The 18990-nt window shown below is 73.8% G+C and carries 12 protein-coding genes and 1 pseudogene; 7 read left to right on the forward strand and 6 right to left on the reverse strand.

From position 1 onward, the window contains the following. Positions 1 to 27: 27 nt before the first annotated feature. From QMF80_RS26685 to QMF80_RS26695, 3 genes are all read right to left on the reverse strand, one after another. Complete coding sequence (locus QMF80_RS26685; protein ID WP_283457675.1) at positions 28 to 1488, reverse strand: glutamate synthase subunit beta; 1461 nt, start codon at positions 1486 to 1488, stop codon at positions 28 to 30. After that, positions 1481 to 6079 (reverse strand): glutamate synthase large subunit, encoded by a 4599-nt coding sequence (gene gltB / locus QMF80_RS26690; RefSeq protein WP_283457687.1) that lies wholly within the window; start codon positions 6077 to 6079, stop codon positions 1481 to 1483. Before gltB ends, QMF80_RS26685 begins: the two co-directional genes overlap by 8 nt. Positions 6080 to 6445: 366 nt before the next feature. Next, positions 6446 to 7177 carry a VIT1/CCC1 transporter family protein gene (locus QMF80_RS26695; RefSeq protein WP_283457676.1) on the reverse strand — a complete coding sequence of 244 codons (732 nt, stop codon included), beginning with the start codon at positions 7175 to 7177 and terminating at the stop codon, positions 6446 to 6448. Between the two features lie 279 nt (positions 7178 to 7456). On the opposite strand from QMF80_RS26695, the gene QMF80_RS26700 reads away from it, so the two are divergent. From QMF80_RS26700 to QMF80_RS26730, 7 genes are all read left to right on the forward strand, one after another. Further along, positions 7457 to 8650: an ADP-ribosylglycohydrolase family protein gene (locus QMF80_RS26700; RefSeq protein ID WP_283457677.1), complete on the forward strand. Its 1194-nt coding sequence runs from the start codon at positions 7457 to 7459 to the stop codon at positions 8648 to 8650. Between the two features lie 782 nt (positions 8651 to 9432). Next, positions 9433 to 10557 carry an ADP-ribosylglycohydrolase family protein gene (locus tag QMF80_RS26705; protein ID WP_502962921.1) on the forward strand — a complete coding sequence of 375 codons (1125 nt, stop codon included), beginning with the start codon at positions 9433 to 9435 and terminating at the stop codon, positions 10555 to 10557. Then, a complete protein-coding gene (locus tag QMF80_RS26710) occupies positions 10554 to 11699 on the forward strand; it encodes an ADP-ribosylglycohydrolase family protein (RefSeq protein WP_283457678.1) in 1146 nt (381 codons plus the stop codon). The genes QMF80_RS26705 and QMF80_RS26710 overlap by 4 nt, the downstream gene beginning before the upstream one ends. A gap of 314 nt (positions 11700 to 12013) precedes the next feature. Further along, a complete protein-coding gene (locus QMF80_RS26715) occupies positions 12014 to 13570 on the forward strand; it encodes an ADP-ribosylglycohydrolase family protein (RefSeq protein WP_502962922.1) in 1557 nt (518 codons plus the stop codon). Then, on the forward strand, positions 13567 to 14472 hold the full coding sequence (rbsK, locus tag QMF80_RS26720; RefSeq protein WP_283457679.1) for a ribokinase: 906 nt from the start codon (positions 13567 to 13569) through the stop codon (positions 14470 to 14472). Before QMF80_RS26715 ends, rbsK begins: the two co-directional genes overlap by 4 nt. A gap of 20 nt (positions 14473 to 14492) precedes the next feature. Next, positions 14493 to 15698 (forward strand): CaiB/BaiF CoA transferase family protein, encoded by a 1206-nt coding sequence (locus QMF80_RS26725; RefSeq protein WP_283457680.1) that lies wholly within the window; start codon positions 14493 to 14495, stop codon positions 15696 to 15698. After that, positions 15695 to 16516: an HpcH/HpaI aldolase/citrate lyase family protein gene (locus QMF80_RS26730; RefSeq protein ID WP_283457681.1), complete on the forward strand. Its 822-nt coding sequence runs from the start codon at positions 15695 to 15697 to the stop codon at positions 16514 to 16516. Before QMF80_RS26725 ends, QMF80_RS26730 begins: the two co-directional genes overlap by 4 nt. 127 nt (positions 16517 to 16643) lie before the next feature. Here QMF80_RS26730 and lgt read toward each other — a convergent pair whose 3' ends face one another. From lgt to QMF80_RS26745, 3 genes and pseudogenes are all read right to left on the reverse strand, one after another. Beyond that, positions 16644 to 17678 carry a prolipoprotein diacylglyceryl transferase gene (gene lgt / locus QMF80_RS26735; protein WP_283457682.1) on the reverse strand — a complete coding sequence of 345 codons (1035 nt, stop codon included), beginning with the start codon at positions 17676 to 17678 and terminating at the stop codon, positions 16644 to 16646. A 174-nt stretch (positions 17679 to 17852) separates the two neighbouring features. Beyond that, positions 17853 to 18764, reverse strand: a complete 912-nt coding sequence (locus tag QMF80_RS26740; RefSeq protein WP_283457683.1) for a DsbA family protein — start codon at positions 18762 to 18764, stop codon at positions 17853 to 17855. A 94-nt stretch (positions 18765 to 18858) separates the two neighbouring features. Continuing rightward, positions 18859 to 18990, reverse strand: a pseudogene (locus tag QMF80_RS26745) (tryptophan synthase subunit alpha); the annotation flags it as partial.

Consider the following 18990-nt stretch of genomic DNA (forward strand, 5'->3'; position numbering starts at 1 on the left):
ACCGTATGAGGGGTGGTGTCGCGACGGCTACACCATCAGCGAGCGGTCCGTCGGCTTGACCGGGTACGGGAGGGTGCTCGCGCCCGTCAGGAAGCGGTCCACGCCTCGGGCCGCGGCGCGGCCCTCGGCGATGGCCCAGACGATCAGGGACTGGCCGCGGCCCGCGTCGCCCGCGACGAAGACGCCGTCGACGTTGGTGGCGTACGACGCGTCCCGCGCGACGTTGCCGCGCGCGTCCAGCTCCACGCCGAACTGCTCCACCAGGCCGTTGGCCTGGTCGGTGCCGGTGAAGCCCATCGCGAGGGTGACCAGCTGCGCCGGGATGACGCGCTCGGTCCCCGCCTTCTGCGTGAGCTTGCCCTCGATGAAGTCGACCTCGACCAGGTGCAGCGACTGCACGTTGCCGTTCTCGTCGCCCTCGAAGTGGGTCGTGGAAACGGAGTAGATCCGCTCGCCGCCCTCCTCGTGGGCCGAGGTCACCTTGTACAGCATGGGGAACGTCGGCCACGGCTGACCGGCGGCGCGGTCCTCCGACGGACGCGGCATGATCTCCAGCTGCGTGACGGAGGCCGCGCCCTGCCGGTGGGCGGTGCCCACGCAGTCCGCGCCGGTGTCGCCGCCGCCGATGACGACGACGTGCTTGCCCTCGGCGGTGATGGGGGGCGCCACGAAGTCGCCCTCCTGCACCTTGTTCGACAGGGGCAGGTACTCCATCGCGAAGTGGATGCCGCCCAGGTCTCGGCCCGGGACCGGCAGGTCGCGGGAGACGGTGGCACCGGCCGCGATGACGACGGCGTCGTAGCGGCGGCGCAGGCCGTCGGCCGGGATGTCCCGGCCGACCTCGACGCCCGTACGGAACTTGGTGCCCTCCGCGCGCATCTGCTCGATGCGGCGGTTGATGTGCACCTTCTCCATCTTGAACTCGGGGATGCCGTAACGCAGCAGGCCGCCGATGCGGTCGGCGCGCTCGTACACCGCGACCGTGTGACCGGCTCGCGTCAGCTGCTGGGCGGCGGCCAGACCGGCCGGGCCCGAGCCGATAACGGCGACGGTCTTGCCGGACAGGCGGTCCGGGGGCTGCGGGGTGACGTCGCCGTTGTCCCACGCCTGATCGATGATCGAGACTTCGACGTTCTTGATGGTCACGGCGGGCTGGTTGATGCCCAGTACGCACGCCGACTCGCACGGCGCCGGGCACAGCCGCCCGGTGAACTCCGGGAAGTTGTTCGTGGCGTGCAGGCGCTCGGCGGCGGCGGTCCAGTCCTCGCGGTACGCGAAGTCGTTCCACTCCGGGATGAGGTTCCCGAGCGGGCAGCCGTTGTGGCAGAACGGGATGCCGCAGTCCATACAGCGGCCGGCCTGCTTGCTGATGATCGGCAGCAGCGAGCCGGGGACGTAGACCTCGTTCCAGTCCTTCAGCCGTTCGGCGACGGGACGGGAGCAGGCGGTCTCGCGGGGGGTGGTGAGGAAGCCCTTCGGGTCAGCCATTGGTCGCCGCCTCCATCATCTTCTCGGTGGTCTCGGACTCGGAGAGTCCGGCCCGCTCAGCGGCGTCCTTGGCGGCGAGCACTGCCTTGTACGTGGTGGGGATGATCTTGCTGAAGCGGTCCACCGAGACGGACCAGTCAGCGAGGAGCTTCGCGGCCACGGTCGAGCCGGTCTCCTCCTGGTGGCGGCGCACCACATCGTGCAGCCACTGCTTGTCGGCGTCGGACAGGGTCGTCTCGACCGCGCCCGCGTTGCCGACGTTGACGTTGCAGGGGTCCAGGTCGATGACGTACGCGACACCGCCCGACATGCCCGCCGCGAAGTTGCGGCCGGTCTCGCCGAGCACCACGGCCTGGCCACCGGTCATGTACTCGCAGCCGTGGTCGCCCACGCCCTCCGAGACGACCAGCGCGCCGGAGTTGCGGACGCAGAAGCGCTCGCCGGTGCGGCCGCGCAGGAACATCTCGCCTCCGGTCGCGCCGTAGCCGATGGTGTTGCCCGCGATGACCGAGTACTCGGCCAGGTGGTCGGCGCCGCGGTCGGGGCGGACCACGACCCGGCCGCCGGAGAGGCCCTTGCCGACGTAGTCGTTGGCGTCGCCCTCCAGGCGCAGCGTGATGCCGCGCGGCAGGAAGGCGCCGAAGGACTGACCGGCCGAACCCGTGAAGGTGAGGTCGATCGTGTCGTCGGGCAGGCCCGCGCCGCCGAACCGCTTGGTGACCTCGTGGCCGAGCATGGTGCCGACGGTCCGGTTGATGTTGCGGATCGCGACCTGGGCGCGGACCGGCTGGGCGGCTTCGGCGCTCGGAGCGTTCAGCGCGTCGGCGGACAGCCGGATCAGCTCGTTGTCCAGGGCCTTGGCCAGACCGTGGTCCTGCTCGATGACGGCGTGGCGCACCGCGCCCTCGGGCAGCGCGGGCACGTGGAAGAGCGGGTCCAGGTCGAGGCCCTGGGCCTTCCAGTGCGCGACGGCCTTGGTGGTGTCGAGGAGTTCGGCGTGGCCGACGGCCTCCTCGATCGTACGGAAGCCCAGCTCGGCGAGCAGCTCGCGCACCTCCTCCGCGATGAACTCGAAGAAGTTCACGACGAATTCGGGCTTGCCGGAGAACCGGTCGCGCAGCACCGGATTCTGCGTGGCGATGCCGACGGGGCAGGTGTCGAGGTGGCAGACGCGCATCATGACGCAGCCGGAGACGACGAGCGGCGCGGTCGCGAAACCGAACTCCTCGGCGCCGAGCAGCGCGGCGATGATGACGTCGCGGCCGGTCTTCAGCTGGCCGTCGGTCTGGACGACGATGCGGTCGCGCAGGCCGTTGAGCAGCAGCGTCTGCTGGGTCTCGGCGAGGCCCAGCTCCCAGGGGCCGCCCGCGTGCTTGAGCGAGGTGAGCGGGGAGGCGCCCGTGCCGCCGTCGTGGCCGGAGATGAGGACGACGTCCGCGTGGGCCTTGGAGACGCCCGCGGCGACGGTCCCGACGCCGACCTCGGATACCAGCTTCACGTGGATGCGGGCCGCCGGGTTGGCGTTCTTGAGGTCGTGGATCAGCTGAGCCAGGTCCTCGATGGAGTAGATGTCGTGGTGCGGCGGCGGGGAGATCAGGCCGACGCCCGGGGTGGAGTGCCGGGTCTTGGCGACCCACGGGTAGACCTTGTGGCCGGGCAGCTGCCCGCCCTCGCCAGGCTTGGCGCCCTGCGCCATCTTGATCTGGATGTCGTCCGCGTTGACCAGGTACTCGCTGGTGACGCCGAAGCGGCCGGAGGCGACCTGCTTGATCGCCGAGCGGCGGGCCGGGTCGTACAGGCGGTCCGCGTCCTCGCCGCCCTCACCGGTGTTGGACTTGGCGCCCAGCTGGTTCATGGCGATGGCGAGCGTCTCGTGCGCCTCCATCGAGATGGAGCCGTACGACATGGCGCCGGTGGAGAAGCGCTTGACGATGTCGGCGACCGACTCGACCTCGTCGATGGAGATCGACGGGCGGGCCCCGGTCCCCTCGCTCGCGCCGTTCCCGCTCGTCTTGAAGCCGAAGAGGCCGCGGAGCGTCATGAGCCGCTCGGACTGCTCGTTCACCCGGTCCGTGTACTGCTTGAAGATGTCGTAGCGCCGGTTGCGGGTGGCGTGCTGGAGGCGGAAGACCGTGTCCGGGTCGAACAGGTGCGGCTCGCCCTCGCGGCGCCACTGGTACTCGCCGCCGATGTCCAGCGCGCGGTGCGCCGGGGCGATGCCGGAGGCCGGGTACGCCTTGGCGTGGCGCGCGGCCACCTCCTTGGCGATGACGTCCAGACCGGCGCCGCCGATCTTGGTGGCGGTGCCGCTGAAGTACGTACCGACGAAGTCCTCGTTGAGGCCGATGGCCTCGAAGACCTGGGCCCCGCGGTAGGAGGCGACGGTGGAGATGCCCATCTTGGACATGACCTTCAGGACGCCCTTGCCGAGCGCGTAGATCAGGTTCCGGATGGCCTGCTCGGGCTCCAGGCCCGAGAGGAAGGTGCCCGCGCGCAGCAGGTCCTCGACCGACTCCATGGCCAGGTACGGGTTGACCGCGGCCGCGCCGTAGCCGATGAGCAGGGCGACGTGGTGGACCTCGCGGACGTCACCGGCCTCTATCAGCAGGCCCACCTGGGTGCGCTGCTTGGTGGCGATGAGGTGGTGGTGCACGGCGGAGGTGAGCAGCAGCGAGGGGATCGGCGCGTGCTCGGCGTCGGAGTGCCGGTCCGACAGGACGATCAGGCGGGCGCCGTTCTCGATGGCGGCGTCGGCCTCGGCGCGGATCTCCTGGATCCGCGCGGCGAGGGCCTCGCCGCCGCCCGAGACGCGGTACAGGCCCGAGAGGGTGGCGGCCTTCATGCCCGACATGTTGCCGTCGGCGTTGATGTGGACGAGCTTGGCCAGCTCGTCGTTGTCGATCACCGGGAAGGGCAGGGTGACGCTGCGGCACGACGCGGAGGTCGGCTCCAGCAGGTTGCCCTCGGGGCCCAGGGAGGACAGCAGCGAGGTGACGAGCTCCTCGCGGATGGCGTCCAGCGGCGGGTTGGTGACCTGTGCGAAGAGCTGGGTGAAGTAGTCGAAGAGCAGCCGGGGGCGCTCGGACAGGGCCGCGATCGGGGAGTCCGTACCCATGGAGCCGAGCGGCTCGCCGCCGGTACGGGCCATCGGGGCCAGGATGATCTTCAGCTCTTCCTCGGTGTAACCGAAGGTCTGCTGGCGCCGGGTGACCGAGGCGTGGGTGTGCACGATGTGCTCGCGCTCGGGGAGGTCCTCCAGCTCGATCTCACCGGCTTCGAGCCACTCGGCGTACGGCGCGGCGCCCGCCAGTTCGGCCTTGATCTCGTCGTCTTCGATGATCCGCTTCTGGGCGGTGTCGACGAGGAACATCTTGCCGGGCTGGAGGCGGCCCTTGCGGACGACCTTGGCCGGGTCGATGTCGAGGACGCCGACCTCGGAGCCGAGGACGACGAGGCCGTCGTCGGTGACCCAGTAGCGGCCGGGGCGCAGACCGTTGCGGTCGAGGACCGCGCCGACCTGGGTGCCGTCGGTGAAGGTGACGCAGGCCGGGCCGTCCCAGGGCTCCATCAGCGTGGAGTGGTACTGGTAGAACGCGCGGCGGTCGGGGTGCATCGAGGTGTGGTTCTCCCACGCCTCGGGGATCATCATCAGCACGCTGTGCGGGAGCGAACGGCCGCCGAGGTGGAGCAGCTCCAGGACCTCGTCGAAGGACGCCGAGTCGGAGGCGTCGGGGGTGCAGATCGGGAAGATCCGCTCCAGCGCGCCCTCGCCGAAGGCCCCGGAGGCCAGCTGGGACTCGCGGGCCTTCATCCAGTTCCGGTTGCCCTTGACCGTGTTGATCTCGCCGTTGTGCGCGACGAAGCGGTACGGGTGGGCCAGCGGCCAGGACGGGAAGGTGTTCGTCGAGAACCGCGAGTGGACCAGGGCCAGCGTCGAGGCGAAGCGGCGGTCGGAGAGGTCCGGGAAGAAGGGCTCCAGCTGGCCGGTGGTCAGCATGCCCTTGTAGACGATGGTGCGGGCGGAGAGCGAGGGGAAATACACCCCGGCCTCGCGCTCGGCGCGCTTGCGCAGCACGAACGCCTTGCGGTCCAGCTCGATGCCGGTGCTCGCCGCCCCGGACTCCGTCCCGGAGGTGCCCCCGGTGACGAACAGCTGCGAGAAGGCGGGCATGGTGGCGCGGGCGCCGTTGCCGAGCAGGTCGGGGGCGACGGGGACCTCGCGCCAGCCGAGCACGGTGAGGTGCTCCTCGGCGGCGATGGCCTCGATCCGCTTCGCGGCGACGGCCTGTGCGGTGCCGTCGGCGGGGAGGAAGGCGATGCCGACGGCGTACGCCCCGGCCTCGGGAAGGTCGAATCCGGCCACCTCGCGCAGGAACGCGTCGGGGACCTGGCAGAGGATGCCCGCTCCGTCACCGGAGTCGGGTTCGGAGCCGGTGGCGCCGCGGTGCTCGAGGTTCCGCAGTACGGTCAGCGCCTGCTCGACCAGCGTGTGGCTGGCCTCGCCGGTGAGGTTCGCCACGAAGCCGACGCCGCAGGCGTCGTGCTCGTTGCGCGGGTCGTACATGCCCTGCTGGGCGGGGCGACCGTCCATGGGCGACCAGGCGGTGGTGCTGGGGCCGGTCGCGGAGTGCGTGGATGCGGAACGCATCGGGACTCCCGTCGTCGTCGTGGCATATGCATAGCCGAGGGACGACGTTGGCCCTCTGCGAAATTTCGTGCAGGTTACATGATGACGGCTATCCCGAGAAGCGGATACGGCGTTCCAGCATGCGGACACTTCACGAAGGAGAAAGGAGGGGGACCCTCGCAGGCGAATGCGCGGGGCGGGGGTCCCGGTGAGGGCTGGGCATCATTGCCCACGTGCCCTACACCTCATGCCCGCCGGACATACGATCGAAACCGCCGGGTAATGAACTACTTATGTCGCTCTCTGCATAGTGTCTCACTCTTCGAGCGGTCAGCCTATGGCGCTGCCGATCCACGTGCCCAGGATGTACGTCACACCCGCCGCCGCGCCACCCAGGAGCAGCTGCCGCAGACCGCTGTACCACCACGACCGCGCGGTGACCCGGGACACCACGGCCCCGCACAGGAACAGCCCCACCAGCGCCAGCAGCACCGCGGGCCACAGCGTGGTCGCGCCGAGCAGGTACGGCAGTACGGGGAGCAGCGCGCCCAGCGAGAAGGCCCCGAACGAGGACACCGCCGCGACCAGCGGGGACGGCAGGTCGTCCGGGTCGATGCCCAGCTCCTCGCGGGCGTGGATCTCCAGCGCCTGCTCCGGGTCGCGGGAGAGCTGCATCGCGACCTCGCGGGCGAGGGCGGGCTCGACCCCGCGCGAGACGTACAGCTCGGCCAGCTCCTCCATCTCGTCGATGGGGTGCTTGCGCAGCTGCTGACGCTCGATGTCCAGCTCGGCGAGGACCAGTTCGCGCTGGGAGGCCACCGAGGTGTACTCGCCCGCCGCCATCGAGAAGGCTCCGGCGGCCAGACCCGCGAGCCCGGTGATGACGATGGTCTGCGTGGCGACCGCGCCGCCCGCCACGCCGGTCATCAGGGCGAGGTTGGAGACCAGTCCGTCCATGGCGCCGAAGACGGCCGGGCGCAGCCAGCCGCCGTTGACGTCACGGTGGGTGTGGTTGTCGCGGTGGGCCTCGTGCAGCGACGCCTGGATATCGATGATGGACATGACTCTTCTCCCCTTTACATGCGAAATGGGCACGCGCGGGCTCGGCACGGGAATGCCCGGGCCGAGTGCGGGCACCCACTCCCCCTCAACACCTCGAAACTACGCACGATTTTTGAACGCCGCCAGCAAGGAAGGCCGTACTTACCAGGGCTTTCGCGCCTCGGCGACCGGGTGACGGGAGGGTTCGCGGGGTGTTTCGCGGCAACCGACAAACCCGATGCCATGGCACAAATCCCCCATGGGCTCATGATGAGTTCCACCAAGTGGAGAGGCGCTCCCATGGAGCTGATCGCATCCGATCCGCAGTCGCATCCTCAGACGCATCCGCAGGTACGCGTGGAGCCGGTCCGCACGGAGCGGGTGCGGCCGGAGCGGGTACGTCCGGAGCCCTATCCGGCGGTCCGTCCGGATGTCGGCCCGAACCTCGGCCCGGATCCGGAATCGCAGTCGGACTCTGCCTCGGAGCCGGATTCGGAGTCGGACTCGGACTCGGACTCGGCGGTACGGCCGCAGGTCCTGCACGACCGGGCCCGGGGCGCCCTGCTGGGCCTCGCGGTGGGCGACGCGCTCGGCGCGCCCGCGGAGAACATGAAGCCCTCGGAGATCCGGGCCAAGTGGGGCCGGATCGAGGGCTTCGTCTCGGACGACCCGGCGGGCACGGACGACACGGAGTACGCGATCTTCTCGGGCCTGCTGCTGGCCCGCCACGGCTCGGCCCTCACCGTCGCCCACGTCGAACGGGCCTGGCACCACTGGATCGCCGACCTCGACGAGGGCCCCTTCCGGGGCGCGGGCTTCTCCGAACGCGGCACCCTGGAGAACCTGCGCCGGGGCCTCGCCGCGCCGATCTCGGCGCAGCACCGGCACGCGTGGTCGGACGGGCTGGCGATGCGGGCGGCCCCCTTCGGGGTCTTCGCCGCCGGCCGCCCGGCGGAGGCGGCGCGCCTCGTCGCCATCGACGGCTGCGTCAGCCACGACGGCGAGGGCATCTACGGCGGCCAGGCGGTCGCGGCGGGCGTCGCGGCGGCCATGGCGGGCGGGTCCCCGGCCTCGGTGATCGCCGCCGCCCTCTCGGTCATCCCCTCGGACTCCTGGACGGCCCGCTCCCTGCGCCGGGCCGTGACCGCCGCCCCGCGCGGCGAACGGGCCGTGCGGTCGGCCGTGGTCATCGGCGGCTACCCGTGGACGGACCTGGCCCCGGAGGCGGTGGGCCTGGCCTTCGGCGCCTTCGCCGCGTGCGGGGGCGACTTCTCCTCCTCCGTCCTGACCGCGGTGAACATGGGCCGCGACGCGGACACCACGGCCGCCGTGGCGGGCGCCCTGTCCGGCGCGCTCTCGGGGGCCGCCGCCATCCCCGCCGCGTGGTCCTCGGTGATCGGCCCGGTCCGGGGCAGCTGCCTGCCCTCGATGCGGGGCTACCACGTCCTGGACATCGCGGACCTCCTCACCCCGGAAACCGAGCCCCCGCGATGACCCAAGACCCCGCCCCGCCCGCCGACTCCCCACCCACGACCGAAGGGACGCCTCCCCTCCCGGGGCCAGGCGCCGGGGTGCCCATCCCTGCGGGGCCGGGGTCCGGGCGGCCTGCCCCTGTTGGCCTGGATGCCGGGGGGCCTGCCCCTGCGGGCCCGGGTGCCGAGGGGCTTGCCCCTGCGGGCCCGGGTGCCTGTGGGCCCGGGGCTGTTGGGCCGACGCCTTGCGACCGCGATGCGGGGCGCCGACCCGGGGGGCCCGGGGCGGGGGCAACCCCCCCGACGCCCGGCGCCCCTACCCCGGGCCCGGGGTCCGGGGGGCCGCCCCCCGCGGCCGCCCACCCCGGCCCGGGCCGGGGTACCGGGGCGGCTGCCCCGCCCTCAGCCTCTGACCTCGGCCCGGGAGCAGGGCGGCTGCCCGCGGCGGCTTCCGGCCCGGGTGCGGGACAAGGACCCGGGGTGGCTGCTTCGACGCCCTGGACCCCCCGCCCCGGGGCAGGCCGGGGGCCCGGGGGTCCGACCCCGGTTTGGGGCCCCACCTCCACTCCGGCCCCGGCCCCGCCCCCGGCCCCGGCCCCGGCCCCGGGCGACGGGAACGCCTCCCGCGCGGGGGAACGTACGGCCGCCACCGGCACCGGTTCCGTCGGCCAGCCCCGGGCGGAGGCCCGCCCCGCCGGGCCCGGCGCCGCCCAGGACACGGACCTCCCCCGCGCGGGAGCCCGTACGCAAGGAGCCCGGCCCGGGAGCGGAGGCGCGGCAGGGGCACGGCCCGGGGGGCGGCGGATCGAGGGGTTGTTGCTCGGGCTCGCCGCCGGCGACGCGGCCGGCTGGCCCGCGGCCCGCCACCGCGCCATCCGCATGCCCGAGTGGACCCGCCGCCTCACCCGCGAGCTCGACACCTTCGCCGAGCAGAACGCCACCACCACCCTTCCCGTCCCCATCGCCCTCAACCAGCCCCCCGAACCCCTGCGCCTCGGCCCGAGCGACGACGCCGAGTGGGCGGCCTTCGCCGCCGAGTCCGTCCTCAGCGCCGCCGGAGCCCTGCTCAGCGACCTCTCCCGGTCCCGCCGCATGCGCGCCGCCATCGACCTGGCCTGGAACGCCCTGGCCAGTGAGGTCGCGGCGGCCGCCGACCGGGCCCCCGAGGTCGAGTCGGCCGTACTGCCCCTGCGCGCCCGGATCTCCGTACGCGCGGGCCTCGGCAACCTCGCCGCGGGCCTGCGCCCGCCCGCCACCGGCCACGACAACCCGCACTACTTCGACGACGCCGCCTGCATCCGCGCCTGCGTCCTCGCCGTCGTCCACCCCGGGGACCCGGCGGCGGCCGCCGACCTCGCCGAGTTCGACGCCCGCTACAGCCAGGACGGCGACGGGGTGCACGGCGCCCGCGCCATGGCCGCCGCCATCGCGACCGCCCTGACCGGCGCGGGCACCGACGCCGCCGTCGACGCCGCGCTCGCCCAGCTGCCCGCCGCGACCGAGATCGGCCGCAACGCCCGGCACGCCGTCCAGCTCGCCCGCGCCGACGGCGGAGCCGGTGCCTTCGCCATCGTTCCGCTGCTGGAGCACCAGATCGTGGACCACGTCTACAGCTACGGCATCGCCGCCGCCGAGACCGTCCCCGTGGCCCTCGCCCTGGCCACCGCCGCCCGTGGCCGCGTCGCCGAGGCGGTGCCGGCGGCGGCCTGCCTGTCCCGGGTCGCCGACTCGGCCCCCGCCCTCGCCGGGGCACTGACCGGCGCGCTCGGCGGGGGCGACTCGATCCCGGCGGCCTGGCGCGACGCCTGCCGCACCCTGTCCGGCTGCGCGCTGCCCCGCCTCGCCGGCACCGACCTCGTCGAACTCGCCGCGCTGCTCGCCCGGACGGAACTCACCTCCCACCACCCCCAGGGGATGATTCGGACATGACGCTCACTCTTGAGGACCGGGCGACCGGCGCCCTGGTCGGCGCCGCCGTCGGGGACGCGCTCGGCGGCCCGGTGGAGGGCTGGTCCCCGGACCAGATCGTGGAACGGCACGGCGGCCGGGTGCACGGCATCGTCGGTCCCTGGTACGAGGATTGGCGCACCGCCCGCCCGATCGCGCCCTACCACAAGGGCGACGGGCACGTCACGGACGACACCTTGATGACGCACGCACTGGTGCGCGTGTACGAGGCGGTCGGCGACCACCTCGACGCCTACGCGGTCGCCGACCACCTGGTCCCCGACCTGATGACGAACCCCCGGTGGATCCCGGAACTCGAAGCAGAGGCCCTTCCCCTCCAGCGGATCTTCCTCGCCGAGAAGTGGATCGTGACCCGGCTGCACTACGGGCACGTGGACCCGCGCGAGGCGGGCAGCGGCAACGTCGTCAACTGCGGGGCCGCGATGTACATGGCGCCGGTCGGCATCGTCAACGCGGGGAACCCGGCGGGCGCGTACGCGGAGGCGCTGGACATCGCGGGCGCCCACCAGTCCTCGTACGGGCGGGAAGCGGCCGGGGTCTTCGCGGCGGCGGTGGCCGCGGCGTGCGTGCCGGGGGCGACGGCCGCGTCGGTGGTCGGTACGGCGCTCTCCCTGGCCAAGGACGGGACGCGGGCCGCGATCGAGGCGGTGGCCGAAACGGCCGCCCCGCACCGGGACTTCGAATCGGCGCTGGCACCGCTGCGGGCGGCGGTGGCCCCGTACGACTCGGTCGGCCCGGACTACCGCGCGCCCTCGCTCGGCGCCCGGCGGCCGTCCCGGCTGCACGCGATCGAGGAACTGCCGGTGGCGCTGGGGATGCTGCTGGTCGCGGACGGGCGGTACGAGGGTTCCGTGCTGGGCGCCGTGAACTACGGGCGTGACTGCGACTCCATCGCCACCATGGCGGGGGCCCTGGCGGGCGCCCTGGGCGGGGAGGCGGCGGTACCGCAGGCCTGGGCGAAACGGGTGGCCGAGGCCAGCCGCCTTGACCTGCACGCCCCGGCGGCGGCCCTGGCCCGAGTGGCTCGCGAGGTCTTCGCCCGGGACCGCGCCCGCCGCCGCGCCCACGAATCGGCCTTCGCATCGATCGCCGCCCCCGCATGACCCACTCCCCGCCCCCGCGTCCATACCTGCGTCCGTCCCCGCGCCCAGACACAGACACGCCCCCGACCCCGGACCCGGCGCCCCCGAACCCGACCCCGCCCCTCAGCCCACCAGTGGGCACCGGCCCGGCTCCGTCCACGACCCGAGCCCACGCCCCGGCCGCAGGGCTGACCGGCACGGTCCTGGGCGCGAGCCCCGCCCACGCCCCGGTGGCGGCCACACCCCTCGGGCCGGGTGCGGATCGCGCGGCTCCGGCCGACGCGGGGCGCGTGGGGCTGACCTGGGCGCAGCCCGAGGATCTGGTCGGGCACGAGCTGCGGCAGGCCGCCGAGGACGGGCGGGGCCCGGCGGCCGAACCGCTGCGCCGCGCCTGGTTCGCGGCGGGCGGCCACCCGGCCCCGCCCCGCGCCGGAGCCTCCCCGGGCCCGGGCCGCCCGGAGCTGCGCGCCCTCGCCGACCGCCTGCTGACCGCCCTGGCCGCGCTCCCCCGGCCACCCTCCTCCACCTCGGCGGAGCCGGACCCCTGGCCCGCCATCACGGCCACCTGGCCGTCCCCCTGCGGGCCGCCCGGCGGAACGGGCGCCCACCCGGTGGCCGGACCCGGCACCGCCGCCCCGGGACGGCCCGCAGGAGACTCCGGGACCGCACCCATGGAGGTACGCACCCGCCCCGAGCCCCCCACCGGACCCGAGCCCCCGCCCGGGGCCTGCGCCCTCGCTCCCTCCGGGTCCGCCCCGGGCGACGTGCGACCCCGGACCGGTGCGCCCCCGCGCGGCCACCCGCACCCCGCCGCCGGGGGCCGTACGCCACCCCCGCCGGAGGCCACCCGGCTGGAGGCCGCCTGGGTCGGCCGGGCCGTCGGCTGTGTGCTCGGCAAGCCCGTCGAGAAGGTGCCGCTCGCGGGGATCCGGGCGCTCGCCCGGGCCGCCGGGAACTGGCCCCTGGACGACTGGTTCACCGCACGCGGCGTACCCCCGGCCCTGCTCGCCGCGTACCCCTGGAACCGCCGCTCCGCCCCCACCTCCCTCGCCGAGAACATCGACGGGACCCCCGAGGACGACGACCTCAACTACCCCCTCCTGAACCTCCTTCTGCTCCAGCGCCACGGCAGACGCTTCACGAGCGCCGACGTCGCCCGGCTCTGGCTCGACGAGCTGCCCGCCGGGCGGACCTTCACCGCCGAGCGGATCGCGTACCGCAACCTGCTCCTCGGCCTGGAGCCGCCCGCCACCGCCACCCACCACAACCCGTTCCGGGAGTGGATCGGCGCCCTCATCCGCGCCGACGTCCACGGCTGGACCCACCCCGGCGACCCGGCCGGAGCCGCGGCCCAGGCCTACCGGGACGCGACCCTCACACACACCGGCAACGGCGTGTACGCCGCCCTGTTCGTGGCCGCGGCCACCGCCGCCGCGGGCCGGCCCGGAGCCGACGTGCACGGCGCCCTCGCCGCCGGGCTGGCCGTCGTACCGCCCCGCTCCCGCCTCGCCGAGGCCGTCCGTTTCGGCATCCGCGAGGCGCACGCCCACCGCGACTTCGACGAGGTGGCCGACCGCCTGCACCACCGCTACGGCCACTACCACTGGGTGCACGCCGTCCCCAACACCGCCCTGATCGCGGCCGCCCTCACCCACGCCGACGGCGACTTCACCCACTCCATCTGCCGCGCCGTGTCCGGAGGTTGGGACACCGACTCCAACGGCGCGACCGCGGGCGCGCTCGCGGGCCTGCTCGCCGGTTCGCCCGACCGGATCCCGCACCGCTGGACCGCCCCCCTCAAGAACCGGCTCGCCACCAGCGTGCCCGGCTTCGACGGCATCGGTTTCGACGCCCTCGCCCACCTCACCGCACAGGAGGCAGCACGCTCATGACGGCCATCGCCGTGCTCGGCAGTACGAACATGGACCTCGTCGCCTACGTCCCCAAGGCCCCCCGCCGCGGGGAGACCGTCACCGGCCGCGAGTTCCGCGCCGTCCCCGGCGGCAAGGGCGCCAACCAGGCCGTCGCCGCCGCCCGCAGCGGCGGGGAGGTGACGATGATCGGGGCGGTCGGCGCGGACGCGTTCGGCGTACGGCTGCGCGCCGCGCTCCGCGCCGCCGGGGTCGCGACGACAGCCCTGCGCACCGTCGAAGGCGCCAGCGGCACCGCGCACATCACCGTGGACGACGAGGGCGGCAACGCGATCGTCGTGATCCCCGGCGCCAACTCCCGCGTCACCGGCCTGGAGACGGGCGACGAGTCCCGGATCGCCGGCGCGGACTCCCTGCTCCTCCAGCTCGAACTGCCGCTGACCGCGGTCCTGGCGGGCGCCCGCGCCGCCCGCGCACACGGAGTGCGTACGGTCCTCACTCCGGCCCCCGCCCAGCCCCTGCCCGCCGAACTCCTCGCCTTGACGGACCTGTTGGTACCCAACGAGCACGAGGCGGCCATCCTGACCGGGCTGACCGACCCGCGGCGGGCGGCGGACGCCCTGCTGCACGACGTACCGGAAGTGGTGATCACCCTCGGGTCGGCCGGGGCCCTGCACGCGGCGCGCGGACAGGCCCCGTACACCGTGCCCGCGCCCCGGGTCCGGGCCGTGGACACCACCGCGGCCGGGGACACCTTCGTCGGCACACTCGCCGTGGCGCTCGGCGAGGGGCGCACCATGCGTGCGGCCCTGGCCTGGGCCTCGGCGGCGGCCGCGCTGTCCGTCCAGCGGGCCGGTGCCCAGGACTCGATGCCGTCGCGCGCGGAGACCGACGCCTTCGCGGGAACCGGGCCCCGCCCGTGACCCGAGCCGACACCCCGCCCGTGACCGGCCCCCAAGCCACCCCCGGACCCCTCGCCGGGCTGCGCGTCCTCGACCTCGCCACCCTCTTCGCCGGGCCCCTCGCCGCCACCCTGCTGGGCGACTTCGGCGCCGACGTGCTCAAGGTCGAGCATCCGGTCCGCCCGGACCCCTCGCGCGGTCACGGCCCGGCCAAGGACGGCATCGGGCTGTGGTGGAAGCTGCTGGGCCGCAACAAGCGGACCATGACGCTGGACCTGTCCACCCCGGGCGGGCGGGAGGTGCTGCTGCGCCTCGCCGCCGCGTCGGACGTGATCATCGAGAACTTCCGCCCCGGGACCCTGGAGAAGTGGCGGCTGGGCTGGGCGGAGCTGTCCGCCGTCAACCCCCGGCTGGTACTGACCCGGGTCACCGGCTTCGGGCAGTTCGGCCCCTACGCGCACCGGCCGGGCTTCGGCACCCTCGCCGAGGCGATGAGCGGGTTCGCGGCGATGACCGGGGAGCCGGACGGGCCGCCCACCCTGCCGCCCTTCGGGCTCGCGGACTCGATCGCCGCGCTGACCACGGCGTACGCCGTGATGGCGGCGCTGGCCGGTCGCGACCGCACGGGCGTCGGGCAGGTGGTCGACCTGGCCATCATCGAGCCGATCCTGACCGTCCTCGGCCCGCATCCGCTCTGGTACGACCAGCTGGGCTTCGTACAGCCGCGCACCGGCAACCGGTCCACGAACAACGCCCCGCGCAACACCTACCGGAGCGCCGACGGGCGCTGGCTGGCGGTCTCCACCTCGGCCCAGTCCGTCGCGGAACGGGTGGTGCGGCTGGTCGGGCGGCCGGAGCTGATCGAGGAGCCGTGGTTCACCACGGGTTCGGGGCGGGCCGGGCACGGCGCCGTCCTGGACGAGGCCGTCGGTTCGTGGATCGCCCGGCACAAGGCGGACGAGGTGGTCGCGGCCTTCGAGGAGGCACAGGCGGCGGTCGCGCTGGTCTACGACGTACGGGACGTGTTCGCGGACCCGCAGTACGCGGCCCTGGACACGGTCACCGAGGTCGACGACCCGGACCTCGGCCCGCTGCGGATGCAGAACGTCCTCTTCCGGCTCTCCGAGACGCCGGGGTCGATCCGCTGGGCGGGCCGCGCGCACGGCGCGGACACCGAGGCGGTCCTGGCCGAACTGGGCCTGTCCGGCGCGGAGATCGACCTACTGCGGACCGAGGGAGCGCTGTGATCCTGACCTGGCTGTACGTGCCCGGGGACCGGCCGGAGGTGGTCGCGAAGGCCCTCCGCTCCGGCGCGGACGCGGTGATCGTCGACCTGGAGGACGCGGTACCGGTCTCCCGCAAGGAGTACGCCCGGGCGGCGACGGCGGAGCTGCTCCAGCACGGGCCCCCGACCCCCGTGTATGTGCGGATCAACGCCCTGGACACGCCGTGGGCCGGGGCCGACCTGACGGCGCTGGCCGGGCTGCACGGGCTGTCGGGACTGCGCCTGCCCAAGATCACCGCGCCGGAGCAGATCGGCGCGGTCGCCGACCGGACCGGCGGAGTGCCGCTGTACGCGCTGCTGGAGTCGGCTCTGGGCGTGGAACGGGCGTACGAGATCGCACGCGCCCACCCGGCCCTGCGCGGACTCTCCCTCGGGGAGTCGGACCTGCGGGCGGACCTGGGCATGAGCGCGGACGCGGGGCTGGACTGGCCGCGCTCACGGGTGGTGGTGGCCTCCCGCGCCGCCGGTCTCGCGCCCCCGCCGCAGTCCGTCTTCCCGGACATCCGCGACCTGGAGGCCCTGGCCGAGTCCTGCGTCCGGGGCCGGGGGCTGGGGTTCCTGGGCCGGGCCGCGATCCATCCGCGCCAGCTCCCGGTGATCGAGCGGGCCTACCTGCCGGGTGCGGCGGAGGTGACGGCGGCCGAGGAGATCGTCGCGGCGGCCCGCCGGGCCCCGGGGGCGCAGGCGCTGCCGGACGGGCGGTTCGTGGATCCGGCGGTACTGGCGGGCGCGGAGCGGGTGATGGCGCTGTCGCGGCGGGAGCCCCGGGTACTGACCTGAGCGCCGAGCGCCCCGGGCCCGCGGGCGGACACGCGTGTGCTCCGCCGGATCGGATCCGGCGGAGCACGGTGACGCGGGTGGCCCGGGCGACACGGGTGGCCCGGACGAGGGAACGTCCGGCCGGCCCTCAGAGTTTCTTGGCCTCGGGCTTCCGGTCGACCGGGGCATCGACCGGGGTGTCGGCGGGGGCATCGGCCGCCTTGCCCGGGGCCTTGCCGCCCGGCTTCTCGCCGACCTTGGCCGGGGCCTTGTCCAGGACCGCCGCGCCGACGGCGGCCGTGCCGCCCGCCGCGGCCTCGCTCGTCCCGGCGTCCTTGGACGTGGACTCGTCGCCGCCGTCCGCGGTGGGACGGACCGGCTCCACGATCTCCTCGCGGCCCGGCCGCAGTCGCGCCGAAAGGATCAGGTAGGTCACGGCGGCCAGGAAGACCACGATGGACGTCCACACGTTGAGCCGCAGGCCCAGCACGTGGTGCGCCTCGTCGACCCGCATGTACTCGATCCAGCTGCGCCCTACGCAGTACGCGGCGACGTACAGCGCGAAGGCGCGGCCGTGACCCAGCGTGAAGCGGCGGTCGGCCCAGATCACCAGGGCGGCCACGCCCAGGCACCACAGCGACTCGTACAGGAAGGTCGGGTGGTAGGTGCCCGCGACCCGGTTCGGGCCGTCGCTGATCTTCAGCGCCCACGGCAGGTCGGTGGCGCGACCGTACAGCTCCTGGTTGAACCAGTTGCCCCAGCGGCCGAAGGCCTGGGCCACCGCGATACCGGGAGCCAGCGCGTCCGCCCAGGCGGGCAGCGGGATGCCGCGCAGGCGGCAGCCGATCCAGGCGCCGACCGCGCCGAGCGCGATCGCGCCCCAGATGCCGAGGCCGCCTTCCCAGATCTTGAAGGCGTCGACCCAGTTCCGGCCCTCGCCGAAGTAGAGCTGGTAGTCGGTGATCACGTGGTAGAGGCGTCCGCCGACCAGGCCGAACGGAACCGCCCACACGGCGATGTCCGCCACCGTGCCCGGCTGACCGCCGCGCGCGACCCAGCGCTTGTTGCCGAGCCAGACGGCGACGAAGACGCCGATGATGATGCAGAACGCGTAGCCGCGCAGCGGGATCGGTCCGAGGTGGACCACACCGGTCGACGGGCTGGGGATGTAAGCAAGTTCCATGGCAGCCCTGACGCTACCTTGCCGGGCGGTGGTGACCGCAACCCACCCGGCAAGCTGCCATCAAATCGACACCTGCCGATACCTGCCCACACCTGCCCACATCCGCCGACCACCTCGCGACGCACACGGGGCGGTCGGCACCTCCGCCGAACGCTCGGACCCCGAAGGAACCGCCTAGTGCCGGGACGGCTTCGCCGACGCCGCCGCCGACGGCGCGTCCTCACCCTCCTCCGCTCCCGAGGACCCGGTCGAAGCGCTCGGCTTCGCCGAAGCCCCCGTCCCCGACGGGCCCGCGCCCGCCGCGGTGGTGACCTTCGCCTTCAGCTTCTCCGGGGTGAGCGGATTGGCCTGGTCGGCGAAGATGTCCTTGCCGTCGAGCAGGATGGTGGGGGTGCCCCGGAACTTCGCGGCCTTGAACGCGTCGTACGACTTGGCGACCCAGCTGTTGTGGGTCCCGCCCTCGACGCACTGGCGGAAGGCGGGGGTGTCCAGGCCGTCCACCTTGGCCGCCAGCTCGATCAGCCGGGCGTTCTTGCCGTAGGCGTCGTCGACCTCCTTCGGCTGGTTCTCGAAGAGGACGTCGTGGTACCCGGGGAACTTCCCCGCGTCCTGGGCGCAGGCCGCCGCGTTGGCCCCCTTCGCGGAGCCACTGCCGGTCATGTTCCCGTCGATCAGGGTGACCAGGTGGTACTCGACCTTGAGCTGTCCCTTCGCCACCAGCTCGTTGATCGTGGGGCGGTAGGAGTCCTCGAAGGACTTGCACGCGGGGCAGCGGAAGTCCTCCCAGACGGTCAGCGTGGACTTCGCGGTGTCCTTGCCGGTCTGGATCGCCAGGGCGTCCTTGCCCGCGGCTCCCGAGGGGGCCACGACCGGGCCGCTCTTCGCCTGGTCGGCGCCGCTCTTCCCGCTGTTGGCCGCGAGCAGACCGACCACGGCCGCCAGGCCGAGGACACCGACGACCGCCGCGGAGACCACCAGGGTCCGGCGCCGCTTGTCCTTGCTCTTCTGCCGCTCGCGCTCCACCAGGAGTCGCTCGCGGGCCGTTCGTTTCGCATCGCGGTTCGCACCGTCGTTCTTGTCACTCACGTCCCGCCAAACGAAGCGGGGAGGCACTCTCGTGCCTCCCCGCTCCCACTTCCACTCGAACGGGCTACACAACCCGTTCGGAATCCGGCGTTCGTCAGCTCCTGCGTACGCCTTCCGCAAGCTCGGCCGCCAGGGCCCGTACGGCTTCCAGGCCCGCGGGCAGGTCGGGGGCGTCCAGCAGCAGCTTCACGAAGGCGGAGCCGACGATCACGCCGTCGGCGAAGAC

Origin of the sequence: Streptomyces sp. G-G2 (assembly GCF_030063135.1) — a bacterium.
Classification (GTDB): Bacteria; Actinomycetota; Actinomycetes; order Streptomycetales; family Streptomycetaceae; genus Streptomyces.